Raw genomic sequence first — 16,739 nt, forward strand, 5'->3', positions numbered from 1 at the left:
AACTTCAGAACGAAGCAGGTGAGTGACCTTGTAGTTCACTCCGGTGGGGTCCGCGGTGGTGCTGGTGCAGGCACGTCATCTCTCACGAGATTCAATTCCTTGATATCCGGATCCCAGTGGAGATCGCCGAGTAAGTGTTCCACGAAATACTCTGCACGTAACCAGAACCAGTAGTCTCCCATGTCTCCATAGCTATGGCGTTGGCCTGGAAACATGAAGAAGTCGAAGCGTTTATTAGCCCTGATCAACGCTTCTGCCATTCTCAACGTCCCTACTGGGTGGACGTTGTTGTCGATGTCACCCGTTGTGAGTAATAGATGCCCCTGCAGGTTTTGTGCAAGGTCCGAGTTCTTGTCGATGTCATACTCAAAACTCACCTCACCATCTTCACTCAAGACTTCTTTGATGCCGTGATGTTTCTCTGACCAAAAGCTGTTGTAGACATCATTGTTGTGATTACCAGATGACGACACGGCGACCTTGAACAAGTCAGGGTAGACGAGCATAGCGGCTGTCGACATGAATCCTCCACCTGAATGTCCATAAATACCCACGCGGTCTTGGTCAATGAACTCGTGTCGGTCTACCAGTTGTTCAATCGCGACTTTCTTGTCGGCGAGGCCATAGTCACGAAGGTCCCCGTAGCCATAGTTGTGGTACCACTTCGAGCGAGCCGGGTGCCCCCCCCGGTTGCCCACGGTGACCACTATGAAGCCGAACTGTGAAAGTGCTGTTTCGTAGCGGTTAGTTGAAAATGACTTTGACACCGATTCCGTCTGGGGTCCAGGATAAACATATTCAATAATCGGATATTTTTTCGTTGGATCGAAATCAAACGGTTTATACATGACGCCGTACAAGTCGGTGATGCGGTCCTCAGCCTTGACACTGTAGGGTTCGGGAAACTCGTATCCAGCAGCCATGAGCTGTGAGAAGTCAGCCTCTTCTAGGTCCAGGACCCTCTTCCCGTCGACGCTAACGAGTGCTGTGCTGGGACGCGTATTTACTCGCGAGTAGTTGTCGACAAAGAATCGATTTGACTCGCCAATATAGACTCGGTGGTCGAAGTTTCCAGGGTAAAGTAGCTCGACTCCAGTGCCGTCAAGGTTTACTCGGTACAGGTGCTGATAGTACGGATCCTCCTCGGGCTGGCGGGCGTTTGCCATGACGTAGGCAACACCCGCAGCCTCGTCAATGCCGACGATTCGTCGGACGGACCAAGCACCCTCGGTTAATTGACGCTTGGGCATACCATCTTGACCATAGCGGTACAAATGTGCCCAGCCATCGCGTTCTGACCACCAGAGTAAGTCGCCGGATGCCAGCCGCTCGAGCGGTTGAGTTTCCACGTAGGTATTAAGTTCCTCTTCGAACAGAACGCGTACCTCTCCCGTAACGGTGTCAGCGACGCAAACTTCGACCTTGTGTCGGTCTCGACTTTGACGCCAGAAGTGCAATTCACTCGACGCATCCGATAACCAGAGATCACGCTCTGGCTCATCGCTGTCGGGATATTCGAACCTCCGATCGTTCCAGATGCCGACCTGCTGGTCCTTGAACCTGTCGGCGCCCACTGTAATCATCCGCTTCAATTCAAGGTCATAAATCCGAATTTCACGCTGCGCGATCTTCTCTTCCCCGGCCATGTCGTATTTATATGTTTCGAGTTCTGGGCGTCTGTTTCCCACGGAGTGGATTACCCATAGGTCGCCTGTCTGGCGCTGGTCGAGCCGAACGATCGCAAAGTACCGAGAGTCATGGGCCCACGAGATGCTAGCGTGCTTGCGCTTCTCCCTGTTCTTCGCCTTCTCCGTATCAGTATCACCACGATCACGATCGGCGTAGCTGTAATGTTCTTCTCCATCTGTTGAGAGTTGAGTTTCACTTACCTCAACGCCTTCTTCAGCTTCGTTGGCTTCGTCCTCGTCCTTCCCGCGTCGAGCCTCAAGAATTTGTTGGTAGGCCTCACCGGTCATCGCGTACAAATTGTGGTTTCGTGCAAACACAACCGTGTTGCCATCAGGTGATACGCTAGCCCACGCTGGATGGTTGTCAGGGCCCTCCCAGTTCTCGAGCTGCCGAAGTGTTCTGGTAGTCACGTCGTACTCGAAGTGGAAGACCCGCTTCTTGCTGGCCTTGACTCCGTTGCTATCGTTCTGATCTTCTTGGTCCTGCTCTTCCTCGGTTCGGTTCCCAACCTCATCACGCTCTTCATCCTGTGACGATTGAACCTCAAACTGGAGTGTGTCTTGGTCAATAAATCTGATTCCCCGAATCGGCAAGTGTTGTCCGTCCCAAGGGTCCTTCGTTAGCCTGGTTAATTCAGCAGCAATTCGGTCGTTGTCGAAGACGGCTGTTTTAGTGCCTTGTGCTGGGTCGACCAAATAGAATGACTTGCCGTTTGAGGTTTCCCACTCATACCAGAACCGGTCACTCCCCTCGATCCAATGAGGCGTGACCGTGGTGCTGTAAATAAGCCTGTTTAATTTGTAAGGAGCAAAACGGGCTGCTAGTTGGTAGTTTGCGGTGGCCACACGGTTGTCTTCTTGGCCAATCAGAGGCGTCGTGGTGAGACTCAACGTGAGAAGGAAGCAAAACCACGCATGACGTGTCATAGTGTCCTCTTAGTTTAAAGAAGGTGAAGCGATCGCTCCGAAAATAGGCTTGACAGTCGAGACGAGCGTGCTGTGGTGAGATCTTTTTGTCACGGATGGTGTGGAATTATAACTCTACATCGGTGGCTGACCGGTAGTTACACACGGGGCGGTTTGTGAAGAGGGGTGTCACCATCGAACCGAAACCGTTGACACGCAGTGGGACTCCGGCTTCAGAGGCCACCTCAGCCAGTCCCTCGGCAAGCTGATCACCTAACTTGGCCAGTTGGTGATACAGCCGTTCCGACAACCTTGAAAGTGTCTAGGTTCCAGCAGTCATCGCCAGCGGATTACCCGATAAGGTGCCCGCCTGATATACAGGCCCATCGGACGCGATATGGGTCATGAGATCTTCGCGGCCACCATAGGCGCCAACTGGTAATCCGCCCCCGATGATCTTTCCGAGGCAAGTTAGGTCAGGCTTGACGCCAAAGATGGTCTGGGCACCACCTAATGCCACTCGGAAACCAGAGATAACCTCGTCAAAGATGAGTAGAACTCCACTTTGGTCGCACAAGAATCATCCGCTAGCTTACGGTGAGGTGGGTGCGTAATAGCCGAGCTTTGTTCTCGCGGTTGTACCTGGTCGGTTTGTCTGCACGATGATCTGGCGCCACCCTCCGTCATGAACAGGATTCTTAGAAGCGTAGCCGATGGTGTACTGACTTGAGAGCTCATCCGCGATTTGACTGTAAATACTGGTTAGTTCACTGATTGAATCAGGGAAAAACGCCCGTCCTCCAGTTTCTCGAGACAATTGTCGAAGCACGTACCCCGCCTCCTGGAATCCCCGGCCTCTGCTGTTCTCCTGTGTGCGGAGTCCAATGGCGTATGTTGCCGTCTCCGAACGTTTTGCCAGTTCCAGCACCTCGTCGAATGCCACTAGGCTAGAGGTGTCCTCGCCATCAGACAAGACAACGATCGACTGCCGACGAATCTCATCGGGTGTTCGTGCGCGCACCTTACTCAGTTCCTTGAGTGAAATATATACAGCGTTATGTAGCGAGGTTGAGCCACCAGCGGCGGTACGTCGGATCGCACGCTCGAGGCGTGCTCCGTCATTCGTAAAGTCCTCGAGGATATTGACGCGACTGTCAAAATCGATGACAGATGCAAGATCCTGCGGGCGGAGTCGATATGCAAACCCAATAGCAGCCTCTTGGGCCGTCTGCATCCGACGCTCCATACTGGCGCTGGTGTCGATGAGGAGCGCGAGCGCGATCGGGAGTTGTGATCGTGTGAAGAAGTTAAGTTCTTGCAGTATTCGATCCTCGTAAACTGCGAAATCATCCTGTTCGAGGTTGGTAACATAACGACCGGAGGCATCGGTAACCGTGACGGTTACCGACACAATATCCACACCAGTTCTGAAGGACGGTACTTGAGACTGGGCCGACAGCGTCTGTATTTCTGGAGGCTCTGCACTCGCTGCTACTAGAACTACCACCGCTAGTAAGAGTGTGAGATCACGTCGACGGCGATGTCGAGTCATTGCAATGGTCCCACGGACCGGCCTCGGACAGTCAACGAAGGGAGGGTTGTTGACAGCGCGATCTCTTCAGGCGGTACCAACGTGTCTGGGCGGGCATAGACCAGCAAGTACTGTGACAGAAGTTCTTCCGCTATCTCGTTTAGGGCCTCACGAAAGAATTGTCCCCGCAACAAGTCAATTCGGCGCCCCCCGGTCCGTTCTGTGCCTCGGTCGAGCACCATGTCTCGGTATCGTGAGCCTGTGTCGAATGAAGCACCATCCGTCGTCATCACCACGGTATGGAATGTTGCGCCAGCACTCTCTATAAGGCGGAGCACGGCTTGATAGGGGCGGTTGCTGTATTCAATACCTGCGGCTGTTACCGCGACGATTACCGGGCGCGTTGCCTCGCGTCTCTCCAGTCCTTGGGCGGCGCTGTAGATCGCATCAAGCAAAAGTGAGCCGCTGCTAGGCCGCGGGAATATCCTACCCACGGCCTGCTGTAGCTCAGTGGCGTCCCACGTGTAGTCTTTGACGATGGTGGGCCGATCCCCGAACGTGATCACCGCCACCTGATGATCTCCGGAAATCTGTTTAACGAACTCGCCGAGGCCATCACGAAGATCGCGAAGATATGGAGCGGCCGCGGAACTGTTGTCGACAAGCAGGGCCACCTGCATTGGTTCGGTAGCTCGTTGCACCCGGAGCACTTCACGGAGGATGCCGTCCTCACGCACAACAAAGTCGCTAACTGTGAGGTCAACGACTGGGTGGTCGTTTTCGTCTTGTACGCTGACATACATGCGCTGTTCCTGCGCTTGGGTCGCTTCGGAAAGCACAGAAACGGCGAAGCCAACGGTGAACACGGCACCTACAATGACAAAACGAATCATTAATCGGGCATTCATGAACTTGTCCTAGGTCAGTTTGACTGCGTCAATTGAGCGACGGTCATCTCGGCAGTATAGGTCTCGCGGTTTCACAAGGTCAAGGTCGACGAACGGGCGAAACTCCTTGGAAAAGAAGAGGTTGTCGAGATCGCTCACGGACCCCTGTTCGGCCCCTGTTTCTTGACACCCCCAAGTACGCATGCTATAAACAGCGGGTTTTACTCGGCGCAGTTTTCGTGTTTCTTTGTGGCTAACCGGAGTTGCGTTTGAGTGTCCCGTAGTGCAATCGTGTCGTGCGAAACTCCATTAGATCATTCGATAGTTGTGGTCTGGTCGGGTAGAGTCGACTGAGTTAGTACTAGGTATCAGACTCTCCGACCTAGCTAGGTTCGTCTAAGGGCATCATGCTCGAAGCCTACATTCCGATTCTCCTCTTCGTCCTCGTCGCCATTGGCTTTGCGATTTTTACCCTGCTTCTTTCTGGTTTGTTGCATCCCGAGCGACATAGCAAGGTGAAGCTCGAGCCCTACGAGTGCGGGATTGAGCCTGAGACTGACGCACGAGACCGGTACAGTATCCGCTTTTACCTCGTGGCAATGTTGTTCGTCATCTTTGATGTGGAGACCGTCTTCATGTTCCCGTGGGCGGTGATGATGGATGAGTTGGCCCTGTTCGGGCTAATCGAGATGATCGTGTTTCTGTTCATTCTCGTCGTGGGTTATGTCTACGCCTGGCGTAAGGGTGCGTTGGAGTGGGTGTAGCGGCCTGAACACAGAGGATTTGATGTCTGACGAATCAAAGTCAGAAAAACCAACCAACCCGCCGCCATCGGCTGGGCCCCAAAAGGTTTCACCGGTGCCGTCGACCTCGACCCCGAAGCCTGAGCCTAAGGCTCCGCCTGCCGCGCCGACGGGTCCCGCGGATCCAGCACCTCCCGAGGATGTAAGCGAGCCAGACTTTTTGACCCAACTCCGTACCGCTCACGGAACTGCTATTCAGAAAGTGAGCTACTGGGTGGGCGACTGGTCTGTGATTGTATCTTTGTCTTCTCTTCTCGATGTAGTTAAGTATCTGCGCGACGCGCCTGACGCTGCATTTGACTATTGTTCGGATGTAACAGCAACAGACTGGCCGCCGCGAGACCAGCGGTTTGATGTCATTTACTGCCTGTACTCAACACGACATCGTCATCGGGTGCGAATCAAAGTGCACGCTGCTGAGGATGAGCCTGTGCCCTCGGTGACGGACATCTGGCCTGCGGCTAACTGGCTGGAGCGGGAAGTCTACGACTTGTTTGGCGTGAATTTCGTCGGGCATCCGGACCGACGTCGCCTGTTGATGCCTGATGAGTGGCAGGGGCACCCTCAGCGTAAGGACTACCCCCTTGAAGGCCCTGGTGAATTACTTATGGAGAATCCTCAGGACTGGTTACGTCTGAAAAATATACGTGATGAGGCGGAGATCGAGTGACGTCTAAAGTTCTGGACTGGATGATTGGGAGGGCACCTCAGTAATGAAGATTGAGGCTCCCCGTCCGATGTTTGACACAAGTGAGATGGTCCTAAACATGGGGCCACAGCACCCCAGTACACACGGCGTGCTTCGGATCGTGCTCCGCCTTGATGGTGAGCGCGTAGTTGATGCGGACGTTGTTGTCGGGTACCTCCACCGCGGGATTGAAAAACTTTGCGAGAATCGTGACTGGTCGCAGATCATCCTGCTGACCGATCGTATGGACTACGTGGCTGCAGCTTCTAGCAATCTTGGTTATTGCGAGACGGTGGAGAAGCTGATGTCGGTCGAGGTTCCACGTCGCGCACAATATATCCGGACGATCTTAGGGGAGCTCCAGCGGATTGCCAGTCACTGCCTATGGCTTGGAACCCACGCCATGGACATCGGCGCCATGACAGTTTTTCTCTACGCCTTCCGCGAGCGTGAGCTGATCCTCGACCTGTTCGAGGAGTACTGCGGAGCGCGACTGACGTATAACGCGACGCGTATCGGGGGACTGCCCCTCGACATACCGCCAGGTTGGGACAAGAAGGTTCGTGAGTTCTGCGACATCATGGACTCCAAGCTTGGCGAGTACGAGACACTACTCACACACAATCGAATCTGGCTAGAACGCACGAAGGGCATTGGTGTAATTGACGGACCCGAGGCAATCGCAATGGGTCTTTGTGGACCCACGCTGCGCGGGTCTGGTGTTCCTCGTGACGTCCGTAAGGATGAGCCGTACGCAGCCTATGATGAATTTGATTTCGAAGTGCCTATTGGGACTGAGGGGGATACCTACGATCGCTACCTCGTCCGACTCGAAGAGTTTAGGCAGTCGCTTCGCATCATCCGACAGGCCGTAGATGGGTTGCCCGAGGGGCCCATAGTTGGCAAGGTGCCTAGGCTTATCAAGCCACCAGCGGGGGAGACCTACCACGCTGTCGAGTCGCCCAAAGGCGAAATAGGTTTCTTCATTGCTAGTGATGGGCGATCGACGAATCCCTATCGATTCCGTGTGCGCCCGCCCTCGTTCTGTAATCTGCAAGGTCTACGTCGTCTCATCCGAGGACACTTGGTAGCTGACGTTGTGGCTCTAATTGGGTCCATAGATATCGTTCTGGGAGAGGTGGACCGCTGAAATCATGGTCGACACATTAGTGGTCCCGCTTCTCAAGATCGTCATTCTGCTAAATGCAGTGCTTATAGCTGTTACCTATATGGTTCTGCTCGAGCGAAAGGTGATCGCCTGGGTCCAGTCGCGGCTAGGCCCGATGCGCGTGGGTCCGTACGGCGCCTTGCAACCGATCGCTGATGCCGTCAAGTTGATGACGAAGGAAGATATTACGCCCACACGTGCGGACCGCTGGGTCTTTACCGCGTCACCGATCATTGTGATGGTGCCGGCTCTCATCGTCTTCGCGGTTATTCCCTTCGGCCCAGAGGTAGAGCTCTTTGGTCGGTCTGTGCCGCTTTACATTACCGACGTCAATGTCGGTTTGCTGTATATCGTGTCAGTTGCTTCGTTGGGCGTCTACGGCATCATCCTCGCGGGTTGGGCGTCGAACAGTAAGTATCCGCTATTGTCGAGCCTTCGTGCGTCAGCACAACTTATCAGTTACGAAGTTGCTGTGACGATGACGCTAGTCAGCATGATTCTGATGGCTGGTACACTTAGCATGGTCGGCATTGTTGAGTCGCAGCGCGAGGCTGGGCTGTGGTTTGCGTTCGTACAACCGGTAGCATTCGTCATCTTCTTCATCGGTGGTCTTGCAGAAACCAATCGCGCGCCATTTGACATGCCGGAAGCTGAACAGGAACTGACTGGCGGTTTCCACACTGAGTACAGTGGTATGCGGTTCGCACTGTTTTTCCTTGCTGAGTATGCAAACATGATCGTCATCTCGTGTGTGGCGGTCACACTCTTTTTGGGTGGGTGGCTCAGGCCGTTTCCCAGTGTGGAGGCGCTCAGCTTCCTTGACTTGGTACCATCGTGGATCTGGTTCTTGTTTAAGACCTTCGTATTCCTCTACATTTTTCTCTGGATTCGGGCAACCTTGCCCCGTTACCGCTACGACCAGTTGATGCGGCTAGGCTGGAAGGTGCTTATCCCCATCGCAATCGGAAACGTTGTGGTGACGGGCATAGCGAAGGTGCTGTTGTAGGCGGTGTAGTGATATGGGCGAAGCGGTCATTTTTTATGTTTTGTCGGCCTTGATTTTGGGTTTCGCAGTGCTGGTTATCAGTACCCGAAACACTGTTCACAGCGTGCTGTTTCTGGTTATGAACTTTCTCCTCGTTGCGATGTTATACGTCATGTTGGGCGCGGAGTTCTTGGCAGTCATTCAAGTCTTGGTCTACGCCGGCGGCATCGTCGTGCTGTATTTGTTTGTTGTTATGCTCGTGAATCTGAAGCGGCCTCCCGAGGTTCATCAAGACCCGCGCAGACAGGCACGGCTTGGATTGGCTGTGGCGGGTGCCGTGCTGGCCGAACTCGTAGCCATAATCGTGTACACCTCCACCAGCCCTGCCGCACCTGCCGTCGCCGCTGCGGGACAGACGGTCGAGGGCGGCAATGTCGAGCAGGTTGGTTGGTTGCTCTACACGGACTATCTGATTCCATTTGAGGTTGCGTCGATACTGCTGCTTGTCGCGATGGTTGGTGCGATCGTGCTGGCAAAGCGGGAATTGTAAAGGGATAAAACGTCGTGCTCGAAATCACTCCAGCGCATTACATGGTACTTTCATCAGCCCTTTTTATGATTGGGGTGATTGGCGTGATGGTGCGTCGTAACATCATCATTATCTTTATGTCGATCGAGCTGATGTTGAACGCGGTTAACGTCAACCTAGCGGCCTTTTCGCAGCAATGGCAGCATGTGATGGGGCAGGTATTTGCCATTTTTGTTATCGCGGTGGCAGCTGCCGAAGCGGCAGTTGGCTTGGGGATTATTCTGGCTTTCTACCGTAATAAGGAAACGGTGAACATTGACGAAATGAACGTGATGCGCTGGTAACATCACGTAATGGTGTAAGAACCTCTTATGGAAATTATCTGGCTGATTCCCTTGCTACCTGGCATCGGCGCTGCGGTGACTGGTCTACTTGGGATTCGGTTCTTCTCTAAGGCCCAAACCGCACTTGTTGCATGCACCTCGATGGCATTGGCGGCGCTTCTGTCGATTTATGCCTTTGTCCAGTTACTTGCATTGCCTGCGGAGGCCCGTGTCTATTTTGTCGTCGTGGCCCCGTGGATTCCGGCCATTCCCTTGGAGACCGCTGGTGGGATCGGGGAATTCGCTGTGGACTGGGGTTTCCGGTTGGATCCTTTGTCAGGCATGATGATCCTAATCGTTAGCGGCATTGGCCTTCTGATCCACTTGTACTCGACGTCATACATGCATGGAGAATCGGCGGCAGGCTACGCGAGGTTTTTCTGTTATCTGAATCTATTTTGCTTCTTTATGTTGACACTGGTGTTGGGTTCCAACTTCCTTGTCATGTTCGTCGGGTGGGAGGGCGTGGGTCTTTGTTCCTATCTGTTGATCGGATTCTGGTACCACAAACAGAGTGCGACCGACGCGGGGAAAAAGGCTTTTCTCGTGAATCGGATCGGAGACTGGGGCTTCGTCCTGGGTATTTTTCTTGTGTTTTTTACGTTCGGAACCATTGATTTTGAAGAGGTGATGGTATCCGCTGCGGCAATGCCGATTGAGGCCGCGGGGTTTGGTGTTATCTCGCTCATTTGTCTTTTGTTATTTATCGGGGCGACCGGGAAGAGTGCCCAGATTCCACTGTATGTTTGGTTGCCAGATGCCATGGAGGGGCCGACGCCAGTGTCGGCACTTATTCACGCCGCGACAATGGTCACGGCTGGTGTCTACATGGTGTGCCGCACTGCTACGCTCTTTACGCACGCACCCATGGTGATGACGGGCGTGGCGATAATCGGTGCACTCACCGCTTTGATGGCGGCGTCAATCGGCTTGTTGCAGACTGATATCAAGCGTGTACTTGCTTACTCGACAGTGTCACAATTGGGCTATATGTTTCTCGCAACTGGGGTGGGTGCGTTTGGGGCTGCGGCGTTTCACCTGATGACGCATGCATTCTTCAAGGCGCTGCTTTTCCTGGGAAGTGGCTCGGTTATCCACGCGATGGATGAAGAGCAGGACATGCGAGCCATGGGCGGGCTGAAACTGTATATGCCGGTCACATTTGTCACTATGTTGGTCGGGACGCTAGCGATTGCTGGCATTCCGCCGTTCGCGGGATTTTTTAGCAAGGACGAAATCCTCTTCCAGACCTTTTTACATAACCGGGCGCTATGGGTGATAGCAGTCTTGACTGCAGGGATGACCTCTTTCTATATGTTCCGGCTGATGGCAATGACGTTTTACGGTAAGTATCGGGGTCCGGCTTGGAAATCGGCCGCTGTGGTCCACGAAGGGGCTGACCATCACGGTGCTGATGCTGGGGAAGATGCCAACGATGGCCACGGATCTTGGCACGGTCCACACGAATCTCCGGCTCCAATGACCGGAACGCTGATGGCCTTGGCGATCGGCGCGATAGTGGCTGGTTTCGTGGGAATACCGGCGGCACTTGGCGGCAGTAATGCGATCGAGCATTTTTTGGAGCCGAGTTTTGTAGTTAGTGCCGATCATGAGGTCGGTGAAGCCAGTGGTGTTGCTCTGGCGGGAGCGGGGGCAGAACACGAGGTCTCACATGCGGTGGAATTGGGTCTGATGATTCTCTCGATTTTTGTCGCGCTCGGTGGTTTGGCGCTAGCCCATCGCCTGTACCTCAAGCAGCCAGAATTAGCTGGAGCGTGGAAGGCGCGATGGGCGGGAGTTCACCAACTGTTGTTCAACAAGTATTACGTGGACGAAATGTACCAGGGTACTGTTGTGCGTGGCACGATGTCTGGCGGCCGAGGACTCTGGCGTTTCGATGGTCGCGTGGTGGACGGTGCCGTCAATGGGAGTAGCTGGCTTACACTTGTGTCCTCCTGGTGTTCGGGATTGTTTGATCGTTACGTTGTCGATGGTGCGGTAAATCTTGTGGGCTGGTCGGCTTCAGAATCGAGCTTCAGTCTTCGTCGTATTCAGACTGGATTGATTCAGAACTATGCGCTGACCATGCTAATTGGGGTGTTCGTGTTCGTGAGTTTGTATCTATTGGTTGGTTGACGGGGTGTAATCGTACCGGCCTTTTGCCGGTAGGCGTCCCCACGTGGTTGCTTTATGAGTAACGTAGCTGAATTTCCTCTGTTATCACTAATCTTGTTCACGCCGCTGGCCGGCGCCATTGTCCTGCTATTCGTGAATCACCAGAGCACAGAAAAAATCAGGTGGATAGCGAACATCGTTGCGGGAATTGGTTTCCTCGTATCACTGCCTCTCTGGTTTTGGTACGAACCTAGGGGCACTCAATGGCAATTCGTAGAGCGCCTGTCTTGGATCCCATCAATTGGGGCCGATTATTTTTTGGGCGTTGATGGATTCAGCGCGCTGCTCGTACTGCTCGCGACGATGATGGGGTCGATTGCGATTCTGTCTTCGTGGACAGCGATTACCGAACGCGTGAAGGAGTACTACGTCTTTTTGTTACTGCTTCAAACAGGAATGATCGGTGCTTTTGTCGCACTTGACGCCCTCCTATTTTTTCTGTTCTGGGAGGTTATGTTGGTTCCGATGTACTTTCTCATCGGAATTTGGGGTAGCGACCGCCGGCTGTATAGCGCGATTAAGTTTTTCCTGTACACCCTTGTGGGTAGCGTTGTAATGCTACTTGGCCTTCTCGCAATCTATTTTGAGCACCAGGCGATTACCGGCATCTACAGTTTCGATATTACGCGTTTCCACGGATTGGACCTTCCTGTCGATCTGCAATGGTGGGTGTTTCTTGCACTCTTCTTGGGTTTTGCCGTCAAGGTGCCAATGTTTCCGTTTCACACCTGGCTTCCGGATGCACACACTGACGCGCCGACAGCCGGCTCAGTAATTCTGGCGGCCGTACTGTTAAAAATGGGCACTTACGGGTTTATTCGCTTCAGTTTGCCGATTCTGCCCGAGGCAACTGCAACGTTCGTGCCGATGGTCGTCACGCTGTCGATCATTGGGATTATCTATGGCGCACTTGTTGCTTTGGCGCAACGTGATTGGAAGCGATTGGTTGCGTATTCTTCGGTGAGCCACATGGGGCTGGTGATGCTTGGAATGTTTGCGTTGACGCCTGTCGGCATCACCGGGAGCATCGTTCAGCAACTCAACCACGGTATTTCAACTGGCGCGCTTTTCCTGATCGTTGGCATCGTCTATGAACGACGACACACGCGGGAGATCGCCGAGTACGGCGGGCTATCAAAAGTGATGCCGGTTTATGCCGTGATTTTTCTAATCATGACCTTGTCATCGATCGGACTGCCAACATTGAACGGTTTTATCGGAGAGATTCTGATTTTGCAGGGTGTTTTCGTGGTCAACAAGATGTGGGCAGCCGTGGCGGCAACCGGCATCGTACTGGGTGCAGCCTACATGCTCTGGCTGTACCAACGCACGATGTTCGGTACTATTGAAAATCCGAAGAACAAATCGCTGCCCGATCTAAACGCGCGCGAGGTGGCTACCTTTGTGCCTTTGATCGTGCTCGCGTTTTGGATCGGTCTGTATCCGGCCCCGTTCCTGAATCGCCTCGAATCGTCCGTGACGTATGTCATGTCACACGTCAACTCGACTTACGCGCCTCAAAATGTTAAGGCTGCTGTCGAGATGCAGGTGAGAGGTCAGTAGACGATGCCACCTGGGTTCTCTGCGGCGGATTTCTATTACATCCTGCCCGAGTTGGTGCTTGCGGGCGGTGCGCTGTTGGTCCTCGTGGTCGACGTTGTAACATCTCGGCAGCAGCGGCCGTTGCTGGGATGGGTAACGATCGGCGTTCTTCTGGCGACTACGCTGACACTCTTGCCGTTCAGTGATGTCGATGTTCTTGCGTCTCGTGGTCTCCTTGCTATTGACGGATTCGCGTTCTTCTTCAAGCTTGTCTTCTTACTGACTGCGCTCGTAACCGTCTTGATGTCGTCGTCGTATCTTGAGGTCGAGGGGTTGCGCGCTGGGGAATACTATTTCCTAATTCTCTGCGCCACGCTCGGCATGATGTTTATGGCGAGTGGCATTGATCTCGTCACGATTTTCATCGGTCTTGAGACGATGGCCGTGGCCTTCTACATCCTGACTGGGTTTCTCAAGCCGAACCGCCGGTCTAACGAGGCTGCCGTAAAGTATTTTCTACTCGGAGCGTTTTCACTGGGGATCTTGCTGTACGGCATGTCAATGCTCTATGGCCTATCGGGAACGACCAACCTCCGTGCATTGGCCACGGTGGTGGCAACCGGGGAATCTCGCCCCTTGTTAATTGTTGCGGTTGTGCTGGTTGTGTCCGGCATCGGATTCAAAATCGCTGCAGTCCCGTTCCACATGTGGGCCCCTGATGTCTATGAAGGTGCACCGACGCCGGTTACCGCATTTCTGTCCGTTGGGTCGAAGGCTGCGTCCTTTGCGATGTTACTGCGGATATTCATGGAGGGTTTACCATTTTTGGCTGAGGTGTGGCAGCCGATGTTTTGGGTGCTCGCAGTTGTCACGATGACGTTCGGTAACCTGGCAGCCTTGACGCAGAGCAACATTAAACGGATGTTGGCATACTCCTCAATCGCGCACGCAGGATACATCTTGATCGGAGTGGTGGCGAATTCGTCGCGTGGTGTCACTGCGTTGATGATCTATTTGATGTTGTATGTCTTTATGCAGCTAGGAGCATTCGCTGTGGTCGTGATGCTTCGTCGCCGTGACGTCGTGGGCGACGAGTTGAAGGATTTGAGCGGACTGTATTTTCGATATCCGGTGGCGGCCTGTGCGATGCTGTTCTTCATGCTATCGCTCGGCGGTATTCCGCCGACGGCTGGCTTCATGGGAAAGTTCTGGCTTTTTAGTGCGGCAATCGAGTCGGGTTACATCTGGCTCGCCGTTATCGGTGTAATCAACAGTGCCATCTCGCTCTACTACTACGTTCGGGTCGTCGTGTTCATGTGGCTGAGGGAAGAGACCCTAGGTTCGCCAATCGTTGCAAGTCCGGCCATGGCTCTGGCTCTGACCGTTGCACTAGTTGGTGCTGTTATTTTTGGGGTATATCCTGGTCCGCTGTTCGAGCTTGCCGAGTCCTCGGCACAGTCACTCGGGGGTGTGATTACCGGGATGGGTGTGTCCTCTTTTTAATCTGAATCGGCGCATCTGTCGTAGTCGCACGGGTGTCAGTACATGTGGCGTTTCGGTGAATCTCAGGGGCGCACTATTCGCACAGTCGGCGCACTAAGTGCCGTGGGGCTGTCATTCGTTCTGGCGGTTGTCATGGGGGCCGGCGCTGGCTACGTGGTGGATCGCTGGCTCGGCTCGTCTCCTTGGGGATTCCTGTTGTTCTTTTTTCTGGGTGTCGCTGCTGGTGTCCTCAACGTGATCAGGGTATCCACCGCTTACTTACGTGACGATGAGGGAGCACGATCCGAGTCTCCGCAGGATTGAACGCAATTCCGTGGCCGCCTGTGGACTCTTCGCGGTTGCTGCGTGGATTGTATCGGAACAGGTCGCATCAGCGGTTGGAGTAATGGTGGGCACCAGTCTCGTGGCGTTTAGCTACTGGATGATCAAAGGTAGCGTCAGCCGGTTAGGAACGTCACCAGCAGGCCGCCCGATGGCGATCGGGTGGTTCGTGGTGCGTATTCTTGGTCGATACGCTTTACTCGCTGGAATAGCGTACGTTACGATTGCGCGTTTGCACCTGCCCCCACTGGCTTTACTGGCTGGGGTATCGGCGATCGTGGTGGGTGTGGCGCTCGAAGGTTTTCGGGCGTTGGTCGGACGTCAAGTTCCTTCGTGACTGTCTTGGCTGAGATTTTAAGGTATGGAACAACTCGAACACCCCCTGTGGATCGTTGATACTGCTAACGCCGTGTTCGGGCCATTTATTGCTGCGCTCCTTGGCCTGCTAGGGTTCGACCTGAGTCACGCCGAGCACGTCATTCCGAATTACCTAGTCATCTCCGGGCTTATTGTTTTGGCGGTTATGGTCGGCTGTCTGCTGATCAAATCGCGCTTGAGTGTTGAGCACCCTGGACGCGTTCAACTGCTCCTTGAGGGTGGCCTCAGCGCTCTCTATGGGTTGCTCGAAGATATCGTTGGGCCGAAAGGTCGGCGGTATGCAACGTTGGTCGGAACGGTTGGTCTCTTCATCCTCCTGAGCAACTTATCCGGCCTTGTGCCGGGACTAATGGCCCCCACGAGTAACATTAACGTGACTCTTGGATGTGCTATCACGGTGTTTGTTTACTATCACTTTCACGGTGTGAAGGAACAGGGTGTGGTTGCGTACATCAAGCATTTCGCCGCGCCACCAGGCGCACCGATGTGGATTGCACCGATCTATTTTCCGGTTGAGATCATCAGTCACTGTTCACGAGTGTTGTCGCTATCTGTACGTTTATTTGGGAACGTCTTCGGTGAAGAGTTAGTAATTTTGATCTTGTTCTCGATTGTGCCATTTATTATTCCCTTGCCGATGATGTTGCTCGGCATCGTCACTGGTAGTTTGCAGGCGTTCATTTTTGTCATGCTGACAATGATTTATCTACAGGGTGCCGTGACCGTTGACCACGATCATGACCGGGACCATGATGAGAAAGTTCATGCACGTGGTGACGCGATGGCACCTGCGTCAGCGTAAGGTCTTTTAGTGGAAGAGTTGGTCGACGGGTTGATGTCATTCTTCGATTTAAGGAGGCAGTGGTCGTGAATACACGTGCAGTATGGATTTTAATGATCGGAATAGTGACGGTAGGATTAATTTCGCCGTTGCACGCACAAGAAGCTTCGGTGAGCGCGGATAGTGAATTGGTCAAGTGGTCGATCATTACCGCTGGATTCGCACTGGCAATCGCAGCCGCTTTCGGGACACTGGCTCAAGGGCTTGGTCTGAGCGCTGCGGCTAATGGAATTGCACGAAACCCGTCAGCAGCTCCGGACATTCGATTTTCGCTGATTTTAGGGCTCGTGTTGATTGAGTCGCTAGTTATTTATGTGTTGCTTATCGCCCTGATTTTATTCTTTGTACAGCCGTTCAGTGGATAAGCGGCAAGGTGAGTCGGGCGGGTTGCACGGCTGACCCGTCCGATCC

Annotated in this window: 17 protein-coding genes; 13 read left to right on the plus strand and 4 right to left on the minus strand. The window is 53.7% G+C overall.

The window, feature by feature from the left end; all coding sequences use genetic code 11:
• Positions 1–35 precede the first annotated feature (35 nt).
• From QGH09_00370 to QGH09_00385, 4 genes are all read right to left on the minus strand, one after another.
• Positions 36–2,615, minus strand: a complete 2,580-nt coding sequence (locus QGH09_00370; GenBank protein ID HJO16642.1) for a DPP IV N-terminal domain-containing protein — start codon at positions 2,613–2,615, stop codon at positions 36–38.
• A gap of 301 nt (positions 2,616–2,916) precedes the next feature.
• Complete coding sequence (locus QGH09_00375) at positions 2,917–3,171, minus strand: aminotransferase class III-fold pyridoxal phosphate-dependent enzyme (GenBank protein HJO16643.1); 255 nt, start codon at positions 3,169–3,171, stop codon at positions 2,917–2,919.
• A 15-nt stretch (positions 3,172–3,186) separates the two neighbouring features.
• Complete coding sequence (locus QGH09_00380; GenBank protein ID HJO16644.1) at positions 3,187–4,146, minus strand: VWA domain-containing protein; 960 nt, start codon at positions 4,144–4,146, stop codon at positions 3,187–3,189.
• Entirely contained in the window at positions 4,143–5,033 is an 891-nt protein-coding gene (locus QGH09_00385; protein HJO16645.1) for a VWA domain-containing protein, read from the minus strand. Before QGH09_00385 ends, QGH09_00380 begins: the two co-directional genes overlap by 4 nt.
• Before the next feature lie 386 nt (positions 5,034–5,419).
• Here QGH09_00385 and ndhC point away from each other — a divergent pair, with 386 nt between their 5' ends.
• The 13 genes from ndhC (at position 5,420) to QGH09_00450 (ending at position 16,693) form a co-directional block, all read left to right on the plus strand.
• Positions 5,420–5,776: an NADH-quinone oxidoreductase subunit A gene (ndhC, locus tag QGH09_00390; GenBank protein HJO16646.1), complete on the plus strand. Its 357-nt coding sequence runs from the start codon at positions 5,420–5,422 to the stop codon at positions 5,774–5,776.
• Positions 5,777–5,798: 22 nt separating this feature from the next.
• Positions 5,799–6,485: an NADH-quinone oxidoreductase subunit C gene (locus tag QGH09_00395; protein ID HJO16647.1), complete on the plus strand. Its 687-nt coding sequence runs from the start codon at positions 5,799–5,801 to the stop codon at positions 6,483–6,485.
• 43 nt (positions 6,486–6,528) lie between these two features.
• Entirely contained in the window at positions 6,529–7,653 is a 1,125-nt protein-coding gene (locus QGH09_00400; protein ID HJO16648.1) for an NADH-quinone oxidoreductase subunit D, read from the plus strand.
• A 4-nt stretch (positions 7,654–7,657) separates the two neighbouring features.
• Positions 7,658–8,677 (plus strand): NADH-quinone oxidoreductase subunit NuoH, encoded by a 1,020-nt coding sequence (gene nuoH / locus QGH09_00405; GenBank protein ID HJO16649.1) that lies wholly within the window; start codon positions 7,658–7,660, stop codon positions 8,675–8,677.
• Between the two features lie 13 nt (positions 8,678–8,690).
• Positions 8,691–9,206, plus strand: a complete 516-nt coding sequence (locus tag QGH09_00410; GenBank protein HJO16650.1) for an NADH-quinone oxidoreductase subunit J — start codon at positions 8,691–8,693, stop codon at positions 9,204–9,206.
• Between the two features lie 14 nt (positions 9,207–9,220).
• Positions 9,221–9,529: an NADH-quinone oxidoreductase subunit NuoK gene (nuoK, locus tag QGH09_00415; protein ID HJO16651.1), complete on the plus strand. Its 309-nt coding sequence runs from the start codon at positions 9,221–9,223 to the stop codon at positions 9,527–9,529.
• Between the two features lie 27 nt (positions 9,530–9,556).
• Positions 9,557–11,704: an NADH-quinone oxidoreductase subunit L gene (gene nuoL / locus QGH09_00420; protein HJO16652.1), complete on the plus strand. Its 2,148-nt coding sequence runs from the start codon at positions 9,557–9,559 to the stop codon at positions 11,702–11,704.
• A gap of 54 nt (positions 11,705–11,758) precedes the next feature.
• Positions 11,759–13,306, plus strand: a complete 1,548-nt coding sequence (locus QGH09_00425; protein ID HJO16653.1) for an NADH-quinone oxidoreductase subunit M — start codon at positions 11,759–11,761, stop codon at positions 13,304–13,306.
• Positions 13,307–13,309: 3 nt separating this feature from the next.
• Positions 13,310–14,788, plus strand: coding sequence for an NADH-quinone oxidoreductase subunit N (locus QGH09_00430; protein HJO16654.1), 1,479 nt, complete (start codon positions 13,310–13,312; stop codon positions 14,786–14,788).
• 42 nt (positions 14,789–14,830) lie between these two features.
• A complete protein-coding gene (locus tag QGH09_00435; protein ID HJO16655.1) occupies positions 14,831–15,091 on the plus strand; it encodes an AtpZ/AtpI family protein in 261 nt (86 codons plus the stop codon).
• Positions 15,092–15,101: 10 nt separating this feature from the next.
• Positions 15,102–15,446 (plus strand): ATP synthase subunit I, encoded by a 345-nt coding sequence (locus tag QGH09_00440; GenBank protein HJO16656.1) that lies wholly within the window; start codon positions 15,102–15,104, stop codon positions 15,444–15,446.
• Positions 15,447–15,470: 24 nt separating this feature from the next.
• Entirely contained in the window at positions 15,471–16,289 is an 819-nt protein-coding gene (gene atpB / locus QGH09_00445) for a F0F1 ATP synthase subunit A (GenBank protein ID HJO16657.1), read from the plus strand.
• A 65-nt stretch (positions 16,290–16,354) separates the two neighbouring features.
• Positions 16,355–16,693 carry an ATP synthase F0 subunit C gene (locus QGH09_00450; protein ID HJO16658.1) on the plus strand — a complete coding sequence of 113 codons (339 nt, stop codon included), beginning with the start codon at positions 16,355–16,357 and terminating at the stop codon, positions 16,691–16,693.
• The last annotated feature ends 46 nt before the right edge of the window (positions 16,694–16,739 follow it).

It is taken from the genome of Vicinamibacterales bacterium (assembly GCA_036012125.1).
Lineage (GTDB): Bacteria > Acidobacteriota > Vicinamibacteria > Vicinamibacterales > UBA823 > UBA11600.